General features: G+C 43.7%; 20 protein-coding genes and 1 pseudogene. 6 read left to right on the top strand and 15 right to left on the bottom strand.

The annotated features are described in order from the left end of the window. Window positions 1-5: 5 nt before the first annotated feature. Window positions 6-101 (bottom strand): annotated as a pseudogene (locus MKX38_RS06905) (hypothetical protein); the annotation flags it as partial. A gap of 108 nt (window positions 102-209) precedes the next feature. Beyond that, a complete protein-coding gene (locus tag MKX38_RS06900; RefSeq protein WP_167559900.1) occupies window positions 210-1,160 on the bottom strand; it encodes a ring-cleaving dioxygenase in 951 nt (316 codons plus the stop codon). A 388-nt stretch (window positions 1,161-1,548) separates the two neighbouring features. On the opposite strand from MKX38_RS06900, the gene steT reads away from it, so the two are divergent. The 6 genes from steT (at window position 1,549) to spoIISC (ending at window position 6,021) form a co-directional block, all read left to right on the top strand. After that, window positions 1,549-2,865 (top strand): serine/threonine exchanger, encoded by a 1,317-nt coding sequence (steT, locus tag MKX38_RS06895; RefSeq protein ID WP_042974295.1) that lies wholly within the window; start codon window positions 1,549-1,551, stop codon window positions 2,863-2,865. Between the two features lie 275 nt (window positions 2,866-3,140). Beyond that, on the top strand, window positions 3,141-3,758 hold the full coding sequence (locus MKX38_RS06890) for a DUF47 domain-containing protein (RefSeq protein WP_003218470.1): 618 nt from the start codon (window positions 3,141-3,143) through the stop codon (window positions 3,756-3,758). Window positions 3,759-3,770: 12 nt separating this feature from the next. Then, a complete protein-coding gene (locus MKX38_RS06885; RefSeq protein WP_003232642.1) occupies window positions 3,771-4,772 on the top strand; it encodes an inorganic phosphate transporter in 1,002 nt (333 codons plus the stop codon). Between the two features lie 109 nt (window positions 4,773-4,881). Then, window positions 4,882-5,628 carry a toxin-antitoxin-antitoxin system toxin SpoIISA gene (spoIISA, locus tag MKX38_RS06880; RefSeq protein WP_038428832.1) on the top strand — a complete coding sequence of 249 codons (747 nt, stop codon included), beginning with the start codon at window positions 4,882-4,884 and terminating at the stop codon, window positions 5,626-5,628. Then, window positions 5,628-5,798, top strand: a complete 171-nt coding sequence (gene spoIISB / locus MKX38_RS06875; protein WP_003232646.1) for a three component toxin-antitoxin-antitoxin system antitoxin SpoIISB — start codon at window positions 5,628-5,630, stop codon at window positions 5,796-5,798. Before spoIISA ends, spoIISB begins: the two co-directional genes overlap by 1 nt. An 85-nt stretch (window positions 5,799-5,883) precedes the next feature. Further along, the gene (spoIISC, locus tag MKX38_RS06870) at window positions 5,884-6,021 is read left to right on the top strand and encodes a three component toxin-antitoxin-antitoxin system antitoxin SpoIISC (RefSeq protein ID WP_003232648.1); all 138 of its coding nucleotides are present in this window, start codon (window positions 5,884-5,886) and stop codon (window positions 6,019-6,021) included. 36 nt (window positions 6,022-6,057) lie between these two features. Here the strand turns inward: spoIISC and MKX38_RS06865 are convergent, their stop codons facing one another. From MKX38_RS06865 to MKX38_RS06805, 13 genes are read right to left on the bottom strand one after another with little or no spacing between them, the layout of a single operon-like run. Then, window positions 6,058-6,951, bottom strand: coding sequence for an N-acetylmuramoyl-L-alanine amidase (locus MKX38_RS06865; RefSeq protein WP_003245230.1), 894 nt, complete (start codon window positions 6,949-6,951; stop codon window positions 6,058-6,060). Between the two features lie 12 nt (window positions 6,952-6,963). Then, the gene (locus MKX38_RS06860; RefSeq protein WP_003232653.1) at window positions 6,964-7,227 is read right to left on the bottom strand and encodes a phage holin; all 264 of its coding nucleotides are present in this window, start codon (window positions 7,225-7,227) and stop codon (window positions 6,964-6,966) included. Window positions 7,228-7,239: 12 nt separating this feature from the next. Beyond that, entirely contained in the window at window positions 7,240-7,509 is a 270-nt protein-coding gene (locus MKX38_RS06855; protein WP_003232655.1) for a hemolysin XhlA family protein, read from the bottom strand. Window positions 7,510-7,561: 52 nt separating this feature from the next. Beyond that, a complete protein-coding gene (gene xepA / locus MKX38_RS06850; RefSeq protein ID WP_003245597.1) occupies window positions 7,562-8,401 on the bottom strand; it encodes a phage-like element PBSX protein XepA in 840 nt (279 codons plus the stop codon). Window positions 8,402-8,444: 43 nt separating this feature from the next. Beyond that, entirely contained in the window at window positions 8,445-8,609 is a 165-nt protein-coding gene (locus tag MKX38_RS06845) for an XkdX family protein (RefSeq protein WP_128992693.1), read from the bottom strand. After that, complete coding sequence (locus tag MKX38_RS06840) at window positions 8,606-8,935, bottom strand: XkdW family protein (protein WP_003232660.1); 330 nt, start codon at window positions 8,933-8,935, stop codon at window positions 8,606-8,608. Before MKX38_RS06840 ends, MKX38_RS06845 begins: the two co-directional genes overlap by 4 nt. An 11-nt stretch (window positions 8,936-8,946) precedes the next feature. Further along, complete coding sequence (locus MKX38_RS06835; RefSeq protein ID WP_167408075.1) at window positions 8,947-11,058, bottom strand: pyocin knob domain-containing protein; 2,112 nt, start codon at window positions 11,056-11,058, stop codon at window positions 8,947-8,949. 2 nt (window positions 11,059-11,060) lie between these two features. Continuing rightward, window positions 11,061-11,333, bottom strand: a complete 273-nt coding sequence (locus MKX38_RS06830) for a hypothetical protein (RefSeq protein WP_003232665.1) — start codon at window positions 11,331-11,333, stop codon at window positions 11,061-11,063. Further along, window positions 11,330-11,908: a YmfQ family protein gene (locus tag MKX38_RS06825; protein ID WP_021479464.1), complete on the bottom strand. Its 579-nt coding sequence runs from the start codon at window positions 11,906-11,908 to the stop codon at window positions 11,330-11,332. The genes MKX38_RS06830 and MKX38_RS06825 overlap by 4 nt, the downstream gene beginning before the upstream one ends. After that, window positions 11,892-12,938, bottom strand: coding sequence for a baseplate J/gp47 family protein (locus tag MKX38_RS06820; RefSeq protein ID WP_160221521.1), 1,047 nt, complete (start codon window positions 12,936-12,938; stop codon window positions 11,892-11,894). The genes MKX38_RS06825 and MKX38_RS06820 overlap by 17 nt, the downstream gene beginning before the upstream one ends. Continuing rightward, on the bottom strand, window positions 12,931-13,356 hold the full coding sequence (locus tag MKX38_RS06815) for a DUF2634 domain-containing protein (RefSeq protein ID WP_033884957.1): 426 nt from the start codon (window positions 13,354-13,356) through the stop codon (window positions 12,931-12,933). Before MKX38_RS06815 ends, MKX38_RS06820 begins: the two co-directional genes overlap by 8 nt. A gap of 57 nt (window positions 13,357-13,413) precedes the next feature. Further along, window positions 13,414-13,680, bottom strand: coding sequence for a DUF2577 family protein (locus MKX38_RS06810; RefSeq protein WP_033884959.1), 267 nt, complete (start codon window positions 13,678-13,680; stop codon window positions 13,414-13,416). After that, window positions 13,680-14,657 (bottom strand): phage-like element PBSX protein XkdQ, encoded by a 978-nt coding sequence (locus tag MKX38_RS06805; RefSeq protein ID WP_003245730.1) that lies wholly within the window; start codon window positions 14,655-14,657, stop codon window positions 13,680-13,682. The genes MKX38_RS06810 and MKX38_RS06805 overlap by 1 nt, the downstream gene beginning before the upstream one ends. Window positions 14,658-14,661: the final 4 nt, after the last annotated feature.

The raw sequence follows: 14,661 nt of genomic DNA, 5'->3' as shown, positions 1-14,661 counted from the left end.
TCACTCCTTTTGGCTAACTTGGAAATAGTGTAACAAGCAAATATGAATAAACTATTAATAAACAAAGACAATATTTTTGCCGAGGCCATTTCATGCCAATCATCCTATATACAGCTGGTTTCAAGCCCTTTCTCCAAATCGTAATCGGCGATGCGTTTTCCCAAAATAAAAAAGCCCTCCGGCGCGCCGGAAGGCAAATGAATCACAATTTATTGGATCGGTTTCAATTTCGCTTCAATTTCTGCTCTTCGATGCTCTAGATATGGCGGAAGAGCAATCGTTTGGCCAAGCTCATCAAGATTTTCATCTACCATAAAGCCCGGTCCGTCTGTTGATAACTCGAACAAAATGCCGTTCGGTTCTCTGAAATACAGCGCCTTGAAATAGTAACGCTCAACTATGCCTGAATTGCTAAAGCCTTCCCGGCTGATGATCCGGTGCCACCCGGCAAGTTCTTCTTCATCTCTTACCCGAAATGCGACGTGGTGAACACTCCCTTTGCCTTGACGCTCGCGCGGAAGATCGTTTCTTTCTATTAAATGGATTTCCGTTGCAGCACCGCCTTCTCCTGATTCCAGAATAACGGCGGTTCCTTGCCCTTCGACTGATTCACGGCTGATTTCTGTAAATCCAAGAATATTCGTCAATACGTGTAAAGTTGGTTCAGCATATGGCACAGTCAGTTCAACCGGCCCTAACCCGCGAAACGAAAATTCTTCCGGAATGCCGCTCTGTTTAACAGGCAGGCCATATCCTTTTCCTTCCTCATCAGCAGTCAGCACAAGTCGCTGCCCTTCATGATCTTGAAATGCCAATATGTCACGTCCGGCTCTTTTGGAGATGCCGCTGTGCGTTACTTGCTGCTCTTCAAAACGTTCTTTCCAGTAATGCAGGGCTTCTGTGCTTGGAACGCGCAATCCAATAGAAGAAATACTGTTTGTTCCCGCATGAAACGGTGCAATGCGGGGAATCTCGAAAAACGTCAGCTCAGTTCCCGGGTTTGCCACTTCATCTCCGTAGAACAGATGGTACATGGTCGGTTCATCCTGATTGACGGATTTTTTGACGAGCTTTAATCCTAATACTTTCTTATAGAAATCCAAGTTTTTTTGTGCGTCGGCCGTTAATGCCGATACGTGGTGAATGCCGTTAACTTTCATACGCTGTCCCTCCAGGTTATTTTATCTCGATTTCGAGATATCATATCATAGTTGTATATTTATTGTTCTAATAACAAAGTATTTTATTCGCATGAGAAAGTCAACATATCAGCTTCACCGAAAGTTCGTTCACTTTCTGAATTCTCATCTCCCCTCTGTACCGGCTAAAATCCTAATACAGAAAACACGAACTTTACAAATAAAAATCATGAAGTTTATTCGTTTATAGATTGTTAAAACAGGTGTTTCCACAGTTTTATCTGCTGTACACAAAGCAAATTTCGAAAATCAGAAAATTTATTTTATTTCACTTTTCTAAAATAGGGTTTACAATATGAAAAAATAGATTCTTCAACATGAAGCTTCAACATCATAGGAGGTTAAGGACATGCATTCTGAAGACAACGGTTTAAAAAAAGAGATAGGCCTCTTGTTTGCCCTTACTCTTGTCATCGGAACCATTATCGGTTCTGGTGTTTTTATGAAGCCCGGCGCTGTGCTTGCTTATTCAGGTGATTCAAAAATGGCGCTTTTCGCCTGGCTATTAGGCGGTATTTTAACACTGGCGGGCGGTTTGACAATCGCGGAAATCGGAACGCAGATTCCAAAAACCGGCGGGCTTTATACGTACCTTGAAGAAGTGTACGGCGAGTTTTGGGGATTTTTGTGCGGCTGGGTGCAGATTATCATTTACGGCCCGGCGATTATTGGCGCGCTGGGTTTATATTTTGGATCTTTAATGGCGAATCTTTTCGGCTGGGGATCTGGACTATCAAAAGTCATTGGAATTATAGCAGTTCTCTTTTTATGCGTCATTAATATTATCGGTACAAAATACGGCGGTTTTGTCCAAACGCTGACAACGATCGGAAAACTGATTCCGATTGCCTGCATCATCATCTTTGGCCTTTGGAAAGGCGATCAGCACATCTTCACAGCAGTAAACGAAAGCATTTCCGATATGAACTTCGGGGCGGCTATTTTAGCTACGTTGTTTGCTTATGACGGATGGATTCTCCTTGCCGCTCTCGGCGGAGAAATGAAAAATCCCGAAAAGCTGCTTCCACGCGCTATGACGGGCGGATTATTAATTGTAACGGCGATCTATATTTTCATTAATTTTGCATTGCTTCACATCCTGTCAGCGAACGAAATTGTCACGCTTGGTGAAAATGCGACAAGCACCGCTGCAACCATGCTGTTCGGTTCAATTGGCGGAAAGCTGATCAGTGTAGGGATTATCGTCAGCATCTTTGGGTGCTTAAATGGAAAGGTGCTTTCTTTCCCGCGTGTTTCATTTGCAATGGCGGAACGCAAACAGCTTCCATTTGCTGAAAAACTGTCACATGTACACCCGTCGTTCCGCACACCATGGATTGCGATTTCTTTTCAAATTGCTTTGGCTTTGATTATGATGCTGATCAGCAACCCTGATAAGCTCTCAGAAATCTCCATTTTCATGATCTACATTTTTTATGTGATGGCCTTTTTTGCAGTGTTTATTCTCCGCAAGCGAGCAGAGGGAAAAAAGCGCGCCTACAGTGTTCCGCTTTATCCATTTATGCCAATTCTGGCAATCGCGGGCTCCTTCTTTGTGTTAGGCAGCACACTCATTACAGATACAATGAGCTGCGGATTATCCATCCTCATCGGCCTTGCCGGACTGCCTGTTTATTACGGGATGAAAAAACGAAAAGCAAGCTGATAAAACGGTTCCCTTGTTTAGGGAACCGTTTTTTGGTGAAACAGAAGATAAAAGTTGACAGGAAAAACACAACTTTTGATATACTTTTTACGTTAAGCAGAAAGTTTTTGCAAACTTGGGTCGTTTTTTTAAAGCGAAGTAGGTCAAAATAAGGAGACACGATTTATCAAAAAAGTCAAGATACGTTTTTTTCGACTTTACCTGTTTTTTTTCGACAAAAGGCTATATAATAATTTGATGTGTGCATTGTTCATTCAAACTATGGAGGGTTTTTAATGATAAGAAGAAAAAAAGATAAGTTCTCACTCCTTTTAACAGAAATTGCAAAGAACATAGACGAAACTGCAGAATATTTTGTGAATTTTAAGGTCACTAACCAAACGACTCTTAAAGAATTTGCAGATACGTTAAAGGAATATGAAACAAAAGGTGACAATCATGTTCATGTCATGATTAAAGAGCTTAACAAAGCGTTCATCACTCCTATTGAGCGCGAAGATATCCTTCAGCTGACAAACAGCTTGGATGATGTGCTTGACGGAATCGAACATTTCTCTGCCATGATGGAGATTTTCTCAATTACTTCATCAGACGAGCATATTGATAAATTCAGCGGATATATCAGAGAATGTGCGAAAGAGATTTTGATTACGATCGAGCTGCTGGCAGAAAATCGCTTAAAGGATATTCAGCCTCACGCAATCAAAATTAAAGAGTATGAGCACAGTTGTGACAACTTGCACAGAAAATCATTAAAGAATCTTTTCGGAAATGAAACAGATCCAATCAAAGTCATTCAATATCGTGAAATATACGAAACGCTTGAAGAAATCGCCGACTCTTGTCAAAGTGTTGCCAATAATCTTGAAACCATCATTATGAAAAACGCGTAACGAGGGGTAAAAATGGATATTCTATTAATATTAACGATACTAATAGTCATTTGTGCTCTGGCGTTTGATTTCATCAACGGGTTTCATGATACGGCAAACGCAATTGCGACTTCGGTATCAACAAAAGCGTTAAAACCGCGCCATGCCATTATATTGGCTGCTGTGATGAACTTTGTCGGAGCAATGACGTTTACAGGTGTTGCCAAAACCATTACGAAAGACATCGTAGATCCTTATACGCTGGAAAATGGCTCTGTTGTCATTTTGGCTGCGCTACTCGCTGCAATTGCCTGGAACCTTATCACATGGTACTACGGTATCCCAAGCAGCTCATCCCATGCCATCATCGGCGCTATTGCCGGTGCAGCCATTGCGGCAGCCGGATTTGCAGCGTTAAACTATAAGGGCTTCATTAAAATCATTGAAGCACTGATTCTATCACCAATTATTGCCTTTGTCCTTGGTTTTATTCTTTATAGCATCGTTAAGCTGATTTTCAAAGACAGCAACTTGGCGAAAACGAATAAGCAATTCCGCAGAGTGCAGATTGTAACAGCTGCCCTGCAATCGTATACACACGGAACAAACGATGCGCAAAAAGCAATGGGAATTATCACAATGGCTCTCATCACAGCGAATTTACATACTTCTGCTAATGATATTCCTACCTGGGTGCAATTCGCCTGCGCGACAGCCATGGGTCTCGGAACATCAATCGGCGGCTGGAAAATCATCAAAACCGTTGGCGGAAAGATCATGAAAATCCGTCCGGTAAACGGTGTTTCCGCTGACTTAACCGGAGCAGCCATTATTTTCGGCGCCACGTTTATTCATTTGCCGGTCAGTACAACCCACGTCATTTCTTCATCAATTCTTGGCGTCGGTGCGTCCCACCGGGTAAAAGGCGTAAACTGGGGTACGGCCAAGCGAATGCTCATTACATGGGTCATCACGCTTCCGATTTCAGCGACACTTGGTGCCATCGCCTACTTTATTTTAAATATGATATTTTAATGTCACACCGCTTCTGTCAAAGGAGCGGTTTTTTTGATGGAACAGGAAAACCATCCGGATCTCTCGAATACAATAAGCAGAACCTATTTCAGATGTGAGGGATTCGAATATGGTTTTATTCTTTCAGATCATGGTCTGGTGCATCATGGCCGGACTGGGGTTATACGTATATGCCACGTGGCGTTTCGAAGCGAAGGTCAAAGAAAAAATGTCCGCCATCCGGAAAACTTGGTATTTGCTGTTTGTTCTGGGCGCTATGGTATACTGGACATATGAGCCCACTTCCCTATTTACCCACTGGAAACGGTATCTCATTGTCGCAGTCAGTTTTGCTTTGATTGATGCTTTTATCTTCTTAAGTGCATACGTCAAAAAACTGGCCGGCAGCGAGCTTGAAACAGACACAAGAGAAATTCTTGAAGAAAACAACGAAATGCTCCACATGTATCTCAATCGGCTGAAAACATACCAATACCTATTGAAAAACGAACCGATCCATGTTTATTATGGAAGTATAGATGCTTATGCTGAAGGTATTGATAAGCTGCTGAAAACCTATGCTGATAAAATGAACTTAACGGCTTCTCTTTGCCACTATTCGACACAGGCTGATAAAGACCGGTTAACCGAGCATATGGATGATCCGGCAGATGTACAAACACGGCTCGATCGAAAGGATGTTTATTACGACCAATACGGAAAAGTGGTTCTCATCCCTTTTACCATCGAGACACAGAACTATGTCATCAAGCTGACGTCTGACAGCATTGTCACGGAATTTGATTATTTGCTATTTACGTCATTAACGAGCATATATGATTTGGTGCTGCCAATTGAGGAGGAAGGTGAAGGATAATGGAACGTGCGTTTCAAAACAGATGCGAGCCCAGAGCGGCGAAGCCGTTTAAAATCCTGAAAAAACGTTCAACCACCAGTGTCGCAAGCTATCAAGTCAGTCCGCATACAGCAAGAATCTTCAAAGAAAACGAACGGCTGATTGACGAGTATAAACGAAAAAAAGCATGATCACACTAAAAGGACAAGGGAAAACAGCTCTTGTCCTTATTCCTTTTCTTAAAGGGTGACATATAATAAATACAAACAGAGGATAATGTCAGGTGATACAGTGAAAAAATTGGTGAGGCGTGTGAAGTTTGTTGATTACGGAAGGTTTGGGCTTTCCGGGTACTCGCTTCGGGTGAGGGAGCGCAGTGCTGGAATTATAAAAAAGTTGAAGAAGAAAAAATAAATCCCGGAGCGGCTCCGGGATTTTTATGGTCTTTGATCAGCTTAATTGCGCTGCGATCTTCTCTTTCGTCGCAGGCCCGTAGATACCGTCAGCAGTTAGACCGTTAACAGACTGAAAACGGGCAACTGCGTCAGCTGTTTTCGGTCCGTAAACGCCGTCAATTCCGTTGTTAACAGCGCCTTTATCAGGGTAAAAATACAGAGCCGCAAGTGCTCGTTGCACCTGAAAGACGTGTTCTCCTGATGTATAAGGTGTTGTCAATTGAATGATACCATCAGGGAGCGGATAGAGCTCGGGTTTTTCAGCAGCCGATGGAGCACTTACAATTAATACTTGACCAACGCGAATAAGATTCGGGTCTTCGATATTGTTCCACTCTTGCAGCTGAGCAACCGTAACACCAAATGCTCTCGCTATAGATGTAAGTGTGTCGCCCTGTTTCACGACGTAAGTTTGGCTGCCGCCTCCCCCAATTCCTGCTTTGAACGAATCCCACGTATCTAACAATTTTCGCGGACATTCCTTCCCTGACCAATACTTATGAGGGACGACATTGGCGAGACTGATATTATGTTCAGCCATTAATGTTTTGATGAGCCACTGGGCATTTGCTGTTGCTTTTGCAAAATCGCCATCGGCATTTTCGCAAATTTCAATTCCAATAGAAGCCCGGTTGCCGCTGCCATTTCCGTCTCCCGCATGCCAGCCGTTTTCATTTAAAGGCAGATGCTGATAAATTTCTGTATCATCAACTGTAAAATGCCAGCTTGTCGTCGTATCAGGATTTTTCAAATAGCGGGCATGCGCTGCAGCATCTGCTCCTACTGCGGTATTCGCTGTGTTGTGCACCGTAATGTAAAGCGGCGTCATTGCGTAGCCTGGACGGTTATTTGCGCCAACCGGAATAAAGTCTTGAATAATGTTAACCATTTTCATCTCTCCTTATTTCGTCAGATTATTGTCCCTTAACAAGTCGCGCTGTTTTTTCCCTTTTTCTGTTACATAGTTGTTTTTAAACCAAGCGGCAAGTGTCGTTCCAATTGTAAATGCGATGGAACCGGCTGAATAAAGAGCGTCAGCGAGCTGATTGACCTGCTCCTCCTGAATGTCCAATGGTGATTTGCCGAGCATCAGCATGGTCTGGTTGATTAAAGCAATTAAAAGAAGCACCGTCCTGATGACCGTGCCCTTGTCAAACGTGTTCATAAAAATCCCCCTTTAATGCTGCAGCAGGCTGTACATAATGGCGATGGCTCCGCCAATGATGCCTGTAGACACTGCTGTAATGATGGCACCTGTGATGGTGCGTTTAATCCACGTGGTGTTTTCTTCAATTTTGTTTAATTTTTCGTTCAGCGTCATGATTTGCTGGTCTTGCCGGTCAGACACGCGTTCTAATGCGGAAACCCTCTGCTCAAGTGCTTTGTGCTCGCCTTTCATGTCTGCTAAATCCTGCTGAAACACATTCACGTCTGCCTCTTGCTGCATCTCTCACTCCTCCTTCACATGCAGATCACCTCCCTTCCGAGGGCCGAGACTATTATGAAACCGCGGTCCCTTTTACCGAAAGAGTACCGCCGGTGATACTGATAATCTCCATGATGATCTCCTTAAACCCTTTAATATCAAAGGCCCATGCCTCAGCTTTTCCTAATGTACTGGAGGCAGTGGTAGCATCATCAGTTTTCACGCCTCTGATCGGCAGTTTCTGTCCTGACACCGATTTGCCCCAAAATTTGACTTCGCTCATTTCTGCTGTGCCGTAGACTTCAACGAGTAAATGCGCGGCACCGTCAACAGGTAAAGCAGCCCCCTCGCTGGCGGACTCTGCATTTTCATGAAAGACAAAGTCAAATGTTTTGCGAGCCTCGACTTTCAGCCGTCCATCGTGTGTTTGATTCTCCGCAAAGTCAATCTGTAAAGGCGTTTTTTCATTGACACGCACATCCATCTCACCCGCACCGACTGATTGGTATAATACAAACTCAGATTGCTGAAGATTCCCGTTCACATAGCGGAAACGGTAATAGCGTTTAGAAAGATATACCCAGTCCGTCGCTGTCAGGACGCCTGCTGCGACATTAACTGCTGCTGTCGTTGTCCAAACATTGTTGTTGTCGCTTTCTTCTATAAAGAGCGTACCTTCACGATCTGCATACGCCCAGCCCTTCACTTTCGAAATCAGAACTGCGCCAAGCCTGTCCTGCCCGAGCTGACTGTATGCCTCAGTCGCCTTTAAAGCAGCATTTGTTAAAATCTCCGCTACGCCTGACAAATTCGAAACAGGTGTCACAAAATCATTTTTTCCTCCTCGATAGGGCTTTACAGCGCCGGCTTTTCCAGCCTTATCGAGAGGAAATTCATATTGATACTTCACCATCTTCATCCTCCTTTGATCTAAAAACAGGCAAAATAAAAAAGCCTTACATGGCTTTACCGGTAATTTCTTTATACTGGTCAGCTGTGATCAGCTTTTTGTTCACACCCTCTGCCAGATCCTCAATTGAACAGTCTTCATATTCTAAAGCCTGTTTCACCATATCCGTTGTCGCCCACTCATAATAGAGGGCAAGCACCCAATAATTCATTCAGCATAATCTCCTTTCAAGGAAAGTAATGATAGCTTTATATCTGACAACTCGTTCCCTAATGTTTTGTTCAGCTCTTCAAGCTGCTTGCGTGCCAGCTTTTCCTGTGACAATTCTTGAGCGAGAAGCTCCACCTGATCAGGCGGCTCGTACGGCGGATTTTTTTGCAGCTCTTCCCACCAGGTTTCGAGTTCTGCCTGAGTCGGCAACGGCGCCCGGAGATTCCATTTCTCAATGTATGAACCGTTCCCGTCATTACGCAATTCAAAATCCTTTCTCGATACTGCGTTTGGATACTTGTACATAATGGCATCATATAAGATCATAAAGGTACCTCCTAAACTCTCGGGTAATTTCTTCCGCCAAGCTCCAGAACATCAAAATAATTGAGAGCTCCATTCGAATCTGTAACATATCGTGTTACATCCCCGGAATAACCAACATAAACATAAATTTCAACATAATCTCCTGCATCAAGCGGAACTGTAACAGATCCAGTAACAGTTGCATTAAACTCATTATCACTGTTATTGGAAGGGGTAGGCATTCTAAATTGATTCATTAATTTATACTTTGTGCCGTTTACATAAACATATAATTCAAAATTGGAGTATCGCTCAGTATTTTCTATATATAAACTAGCACTGACTAAATGCATTCCTGCATGACTGGCTACAAACCTATTGTTTTTTGTATCAAACAATTTATGGCTATCTTTTATAATACGGTTATATTTAATTTTGTTATTTTCTCCTTTAATAAGAGCTTGACGCCCAGTAGTCCCAATATTAGCGTGAGCAAACCCTGATATCTTTTGCCACGCAGTCCAGCCGGAACCACTCCACCAGTGACGAACCCACGTTCCAGTACTATCAATATAACTATTTGATTCATTTCCTGTACCGTAAAAATATTGAGTAAATCTAAAATCACTGTATTTCTCATTTTTTACAATTCCATAACCAAGTGGATAACCTGTAGTATTTCCTTGACCAATATCCATTAGTGTTAACCCTGGAGGATATTCATTCCCCCCAGTTCTTGCGTCTTGTATTGCATTAGAGCCTGTAAGAACTGTTAATTTATTATTCGTATAATTAGAGTCAACATAGTTTTTAGCATCAGCTAGCGCTTTATCTGCTTTGGTTTGAGCACTTACCTCAGTCTCGATCTTATTCCAGCCTTTAAACACGCCGTCTGTATGGATCGTTGCCGTCCAAAAGGTTCCGTCATAACTTCTAGAGGCCAAAATTGTTTTTCGTCCGCCTCCCTCTGTTTCGATAACATCATAGTTATACCATGATCCATCTCCTGAAACAGGATTATTTGTTATGACGTTCCCTAATGCATAGTAAAAGCCAGAGGGTAGTGTTAACAAGTCAGTCCCATCTGGGATTTTAGTTCGGCAGCCTTGAGTATCTGTTAATCTATATAGTTGTGCATTATTCCATTTGTCCTTATCGGATGTTGTTACGTGGATATCTGTTTTATTGGCATGTGCATCTACTTTGATCTGTGAGCCTTCAACCGATTCGATCTCACGCCAAGATGTCCAAACGTCTGAGTTAGCCACTTTATTCCTCATGAATTTCCTTCGGCCAGTTGATATTGTGTCACTACTGCTATAAGACGTGTATTCTTGATATGCATACGTGCTGAAATTATAAACCATTAAATAACCATTGTTATTAACAGGAGCATTTAATGTTGTTGTCGCACCACTCATGTAATAGAATCCAGTTTCGATGACAGTATTGAAATCTGCATCTTCACAGTACTTTGCGAGACCGTTATCCTGAGTTATTTTAAAGAGCTGTGAGTCGTTCCACTTGTCTTTATCTGATTTTGTTACGTGGATATCTGTTTTATTAGCATGTGCATCTATTTTCTTTTGAGACCCCTCTGTAGTTTCTGATTCAATCCATGCTGTCCATGTTGTAGAATCGTTTTTTCTTATTCTAAAAAATGACTGCTCTCCCTTAATTCCGTCATAAGCTATTTGAACAAGTGTGTTTTTATAGCTCATCACAAGGAGAAAACACTGATTTAGGCCCGGACCGTTCAAGCCGTCATTGTATATTAAGTACATACCAGTATCGGTTAAATCATTATAATCAGTAATTTCGGTCACACTCTTGTAAAAGACCCTTCCATCATCACCTGATATCTTACTTAACTGAGCGTTGTTCCACTTTGACCTTTCAGCAGCAGTAATGTGAATCGTACCGTCATTCACATGCTTGTCAAAATCCTTCTTCGCCGCCTGCTGCACATTATCCACATTCCCCAGCCCGATTTGCGCCTTTGTTGTGTTGTGGGGGTTGTTCATGTCGTTTTTGTGGGCGGCCAGGTCTGTGTGGGCGTCTTTTATGCCTTTTTCCCAGCGGTTGACGTCATCTTCGTTGATGGGATCATCCGGAAGCCAGTCTGTTTTTTCTTCGTATGCCATGTTTACACCACCTCAAAGGTAAATCTGAAATCGAGTGTTCTGTTTTCGCTGACGTCCAGGTCAGTCTTTCTCTCTGTGATCACATTGCCCAGCTCGTCAAAAATTTGTACCGTTTCGATATGCTTGATGTCTTCCTCACGTTTTGTCAGAACGGTGACTGTCGCACCGTCAATGGCGAGCTCTACTATTTCTGTTTTTTGGCCGTTGAGCAGCACGTGATCGATTCTGCTTTTTAGATCAGCCGCTGTGCGTTCTCTGTATATGGTTGAAATCAAGTTAAGACCACCTCATTATTGTTAAGAGTGACAGAATAACCGACCTTGAGCTCACTGGCTGTTCGGTATCTGCGGTGATTCAGGATGACTGTGTCTTTGATTTGCAGCGTCTCGTTCAATCCGCCTCTGAGCGTATACGCCAAATGAGCGGGCTTCATGTTTTCTATCGCTTCGATCAGCTCATTCATGTGCTGGAGGTCATCAACATTGATATCGACGTTAAAGCGGTATTCGCCGGGAATCAGGCGGACCTGTGCAGACGGGTTTTTCAAGAAACGGTTTACCGCCTGCTCAATGGCCCTGTATGTGATTGGCGGGATGTTCGACATTTTGGAAATGAGCCGCAATCGTCTGATCTCATCAGTGTCGCCTGATTCCCGCGGGACGTTTAAAATCTTTTCCCAGCGGCTGAGCCCCCATGTCGCCGTCGGTACGAATAACTGATCCGTCAGATCAAATATGCTGTCATTTTGTTTATCAAACTCAGGCGCTTCCGCTTTCAGCAGCTCAGCCATTTCTTTAAGGCTGGTGAGAAACGGCGGCAGATAAGCTGTCATGTCATCTTGTTTGCTCAATGATCTTCACCTGCCCAAGCTTAGGAATTTCCACGTTGCTCAGCACCAGATTTTCAGACGTGCCGTTGATTTGAATATTGGAGTAGTCACTGACTGACGGTGAATTATAGACGATATTGTTAATTTGAGAAAGGCGGATGACGTTATCTTCAAACGCCATTTTCTTAAAGAGATTTAAAACGCCTTCCTCAATTTCTGACTTCACTTCATCAATTGAGTGATTGATCTCAGGCAGCACTTCGGCAGAAATCTCAACTTCTTTCCAGACCGCGCTTTCCACTGTGACAACGGCTCCGATTGGCGCCTGTCCCTCTCCCTGTCCTGGTTCAGGGTCGATATAATCTTTCACTTTTTGAATTAAAATTTGAGAAGCGGGCTCAAGATTCGCATTCGTGACGACAATTTTGACCGTGCCTTCACCGTTCCAAAGCGGGAAGATCTTTGCCTTTCCCACACCGTCCACTTCTTCAGCCCACTCTTTATAATGCATTTTATTGGCACTGACGGCCTCACGCCGAACCCTTGTAAAATACCGTTCTCGCAAGCTGTCATCTCCCTCTTCCTCGCGTCCCGGAATCAGGATTTCTTTGACAATGGCCGTTTCTAAACCGGGAATGGTATCCAATGACAATAAATTGCGTCCGGTCAGATTGGCGTTTCCTGCTTCACCAGGTGTTTCACAGATGAGCGTCCCATCTGCCGTATATTGAAAATAAAGATTATCCACGTAAAAGCGGGAGCCGACAGGAATAGTAACTCCAGATGTAAACTCTCCCGCTCTGACCGCCTTTGTCGCGGCAGTTCTTTCAATTCCCGCTTCCGCTGCACGCCTGTCTAAAAATTCGCCTTGTGCGGTATCAGAAAAAACGAGCTCAAGCACAGTATCCAGCCATATATAAGACTTCGCAAGCTCGGCCGCCGCCGGGGCTAACGCATTATAAATGACGCTGCCTTCTCTTGTGTCAATATCTGCGGAAATGCTGTTCAGCATACGCTCCATAATATTTTCAAAGGTCTGATCTTCAAACATCTTCGCCAATCACCTCCTCAATCTCAAGCGTTCCTTCATCCGTCTCCACCACGAAGGACACATGAAACGCGTCGCCTTGTTTTTCAATCTCAAAATCTGTTACAGCCGATATCCGGTCATCATAAACCAGCGCCTCTTCTATCAGTCTCGGAATCTCCATCTTTTTATACGCATCAGTCGTCTCATGATCTGTCAGCACGTCCTGAAGCTCGTTTCCGACATTATGGCTGTATATGGAATACGCATAGCGTTCTGTCTGTAAGGCGATATACACGAACTGCCTGATCGCTTCAATCCCGGTAATCAGCTCATTCGTAATTCTTCCGTTTTCAAAATCTATTTTGTACGTTTGCGAGGTTTCAATGATTTCGCTCTCATCTTCAATATCTTCAAACTCCACTTCTGGTGTCAGGGCCATGATGCCCACTCCTTTTACATGCTAAATAAAAACCCCTTCGTACTGAAGCGGTTTTGTCTATACCTTATCTAAAATAAAAAACGATTGCCCGCCAGTCAGAGCCGCGGTCATGACGCGATCCCCCGGCTCGAGTGCATCGTCTCCTCCGGACTGCATTCGTTTTGGGATAATGATGGCGTCTTCCGGTATAATCAGTTTGCTGTTTTCTTTTAATTTGATTTCCACAGGAGAAACCGAAACGACTTCAGCCGGGAGCAGTTCTACCGGAGACTCAGCGTCAACTGCGCCGACTGCCAAATGTTTTATAGCCTCACTTAATCTCATCAGGAAACTCCTTCCGGCATCGTATTCTTTTCGACAACATCGATCGTCATCGTATGTTTCGTTCCTTTAAATTCATGCCGGTCCGTATCTACCCAATAGGTTTTCTTGATGCCGGCCTCCGGAATCGAAATATAGACAGGCAAGCCGCTCTGCACTTCTGGGATGCCCACTGCCTGAATATTTTTCAGTTCTTTTTTCACGCCCTTTTTTTCAGCAAGGCGTACATCTGCCCGCTGCTGAAGCTGTGCCTGGTTGATGTCATCTGTGACCGTTTCCGTATATTGAAGCACACCGTATTTATTTAAGCCTGAACTGTCCTTGGCAGAGGCTTTATATGTCTTATTGTCCTTCTGCCGGCGAAGTACCACCCGAGTAGCAGTGTCGTTTATAGAAGTGCTGTATTGGTAGCCCGTGATATTGACGCCCGTTTCAAGCACCCATACCTCTGACGGATCTGGCCAAGCGCGCAGGCCGAGCTTTCCTTTTTCCGAATACAGCTGGTAATGTCGTCCTGTCTGGCTTTTCGTCTGTTTCAGCGCTTTTAATATGATGTCATACAATGTCGTATCATTTTTAATGACAAGACTTTTGATCGTATGGCCTGTGTTTGCGATCGAGGTTGTCGGTATCTGGAAGTCACTCGCAATCCTTCTGATGATCTGGTCGGCCCGCTGATTGGAAAACACGTACATATCCTGGTTTTTGACCAGGTACTGCAGCATGTCATAAGCGCTGAAGGCAAGCGTATGCTCGTCCGGGGTTCTTGCAAAAACAATGCCCCGAAACAGCTCTTTTCCCTTCCATTTAAACAAGACCGTATCTCCTTCTGAGACACTGTAATACGTCTGGTCGCCCTGCTTGGTGACGATGGTTGCTTCAATGGAACGCGGCGCCTGATAACGATGGCCTTCAAGCGATACGCTTTCTGCAACCAGCTCAAGCCACTCTGTGTCTTTAATGACGAACAGTTCTATCATCATA

This window comes from Bacillus sp. FSL M8-0025 (assembly GCF_037975475.1).
GTDB lineage: Bacteria > Bacillota > Bacilli > Bacillales > Bacillaceae > Bacillus > Bacillus subtilis.
The sequence above is the reverse complement of the archived record's forward strand: the minus strand, read 5'-3'. Positions and strand labels throughout refer to the sequence as shown.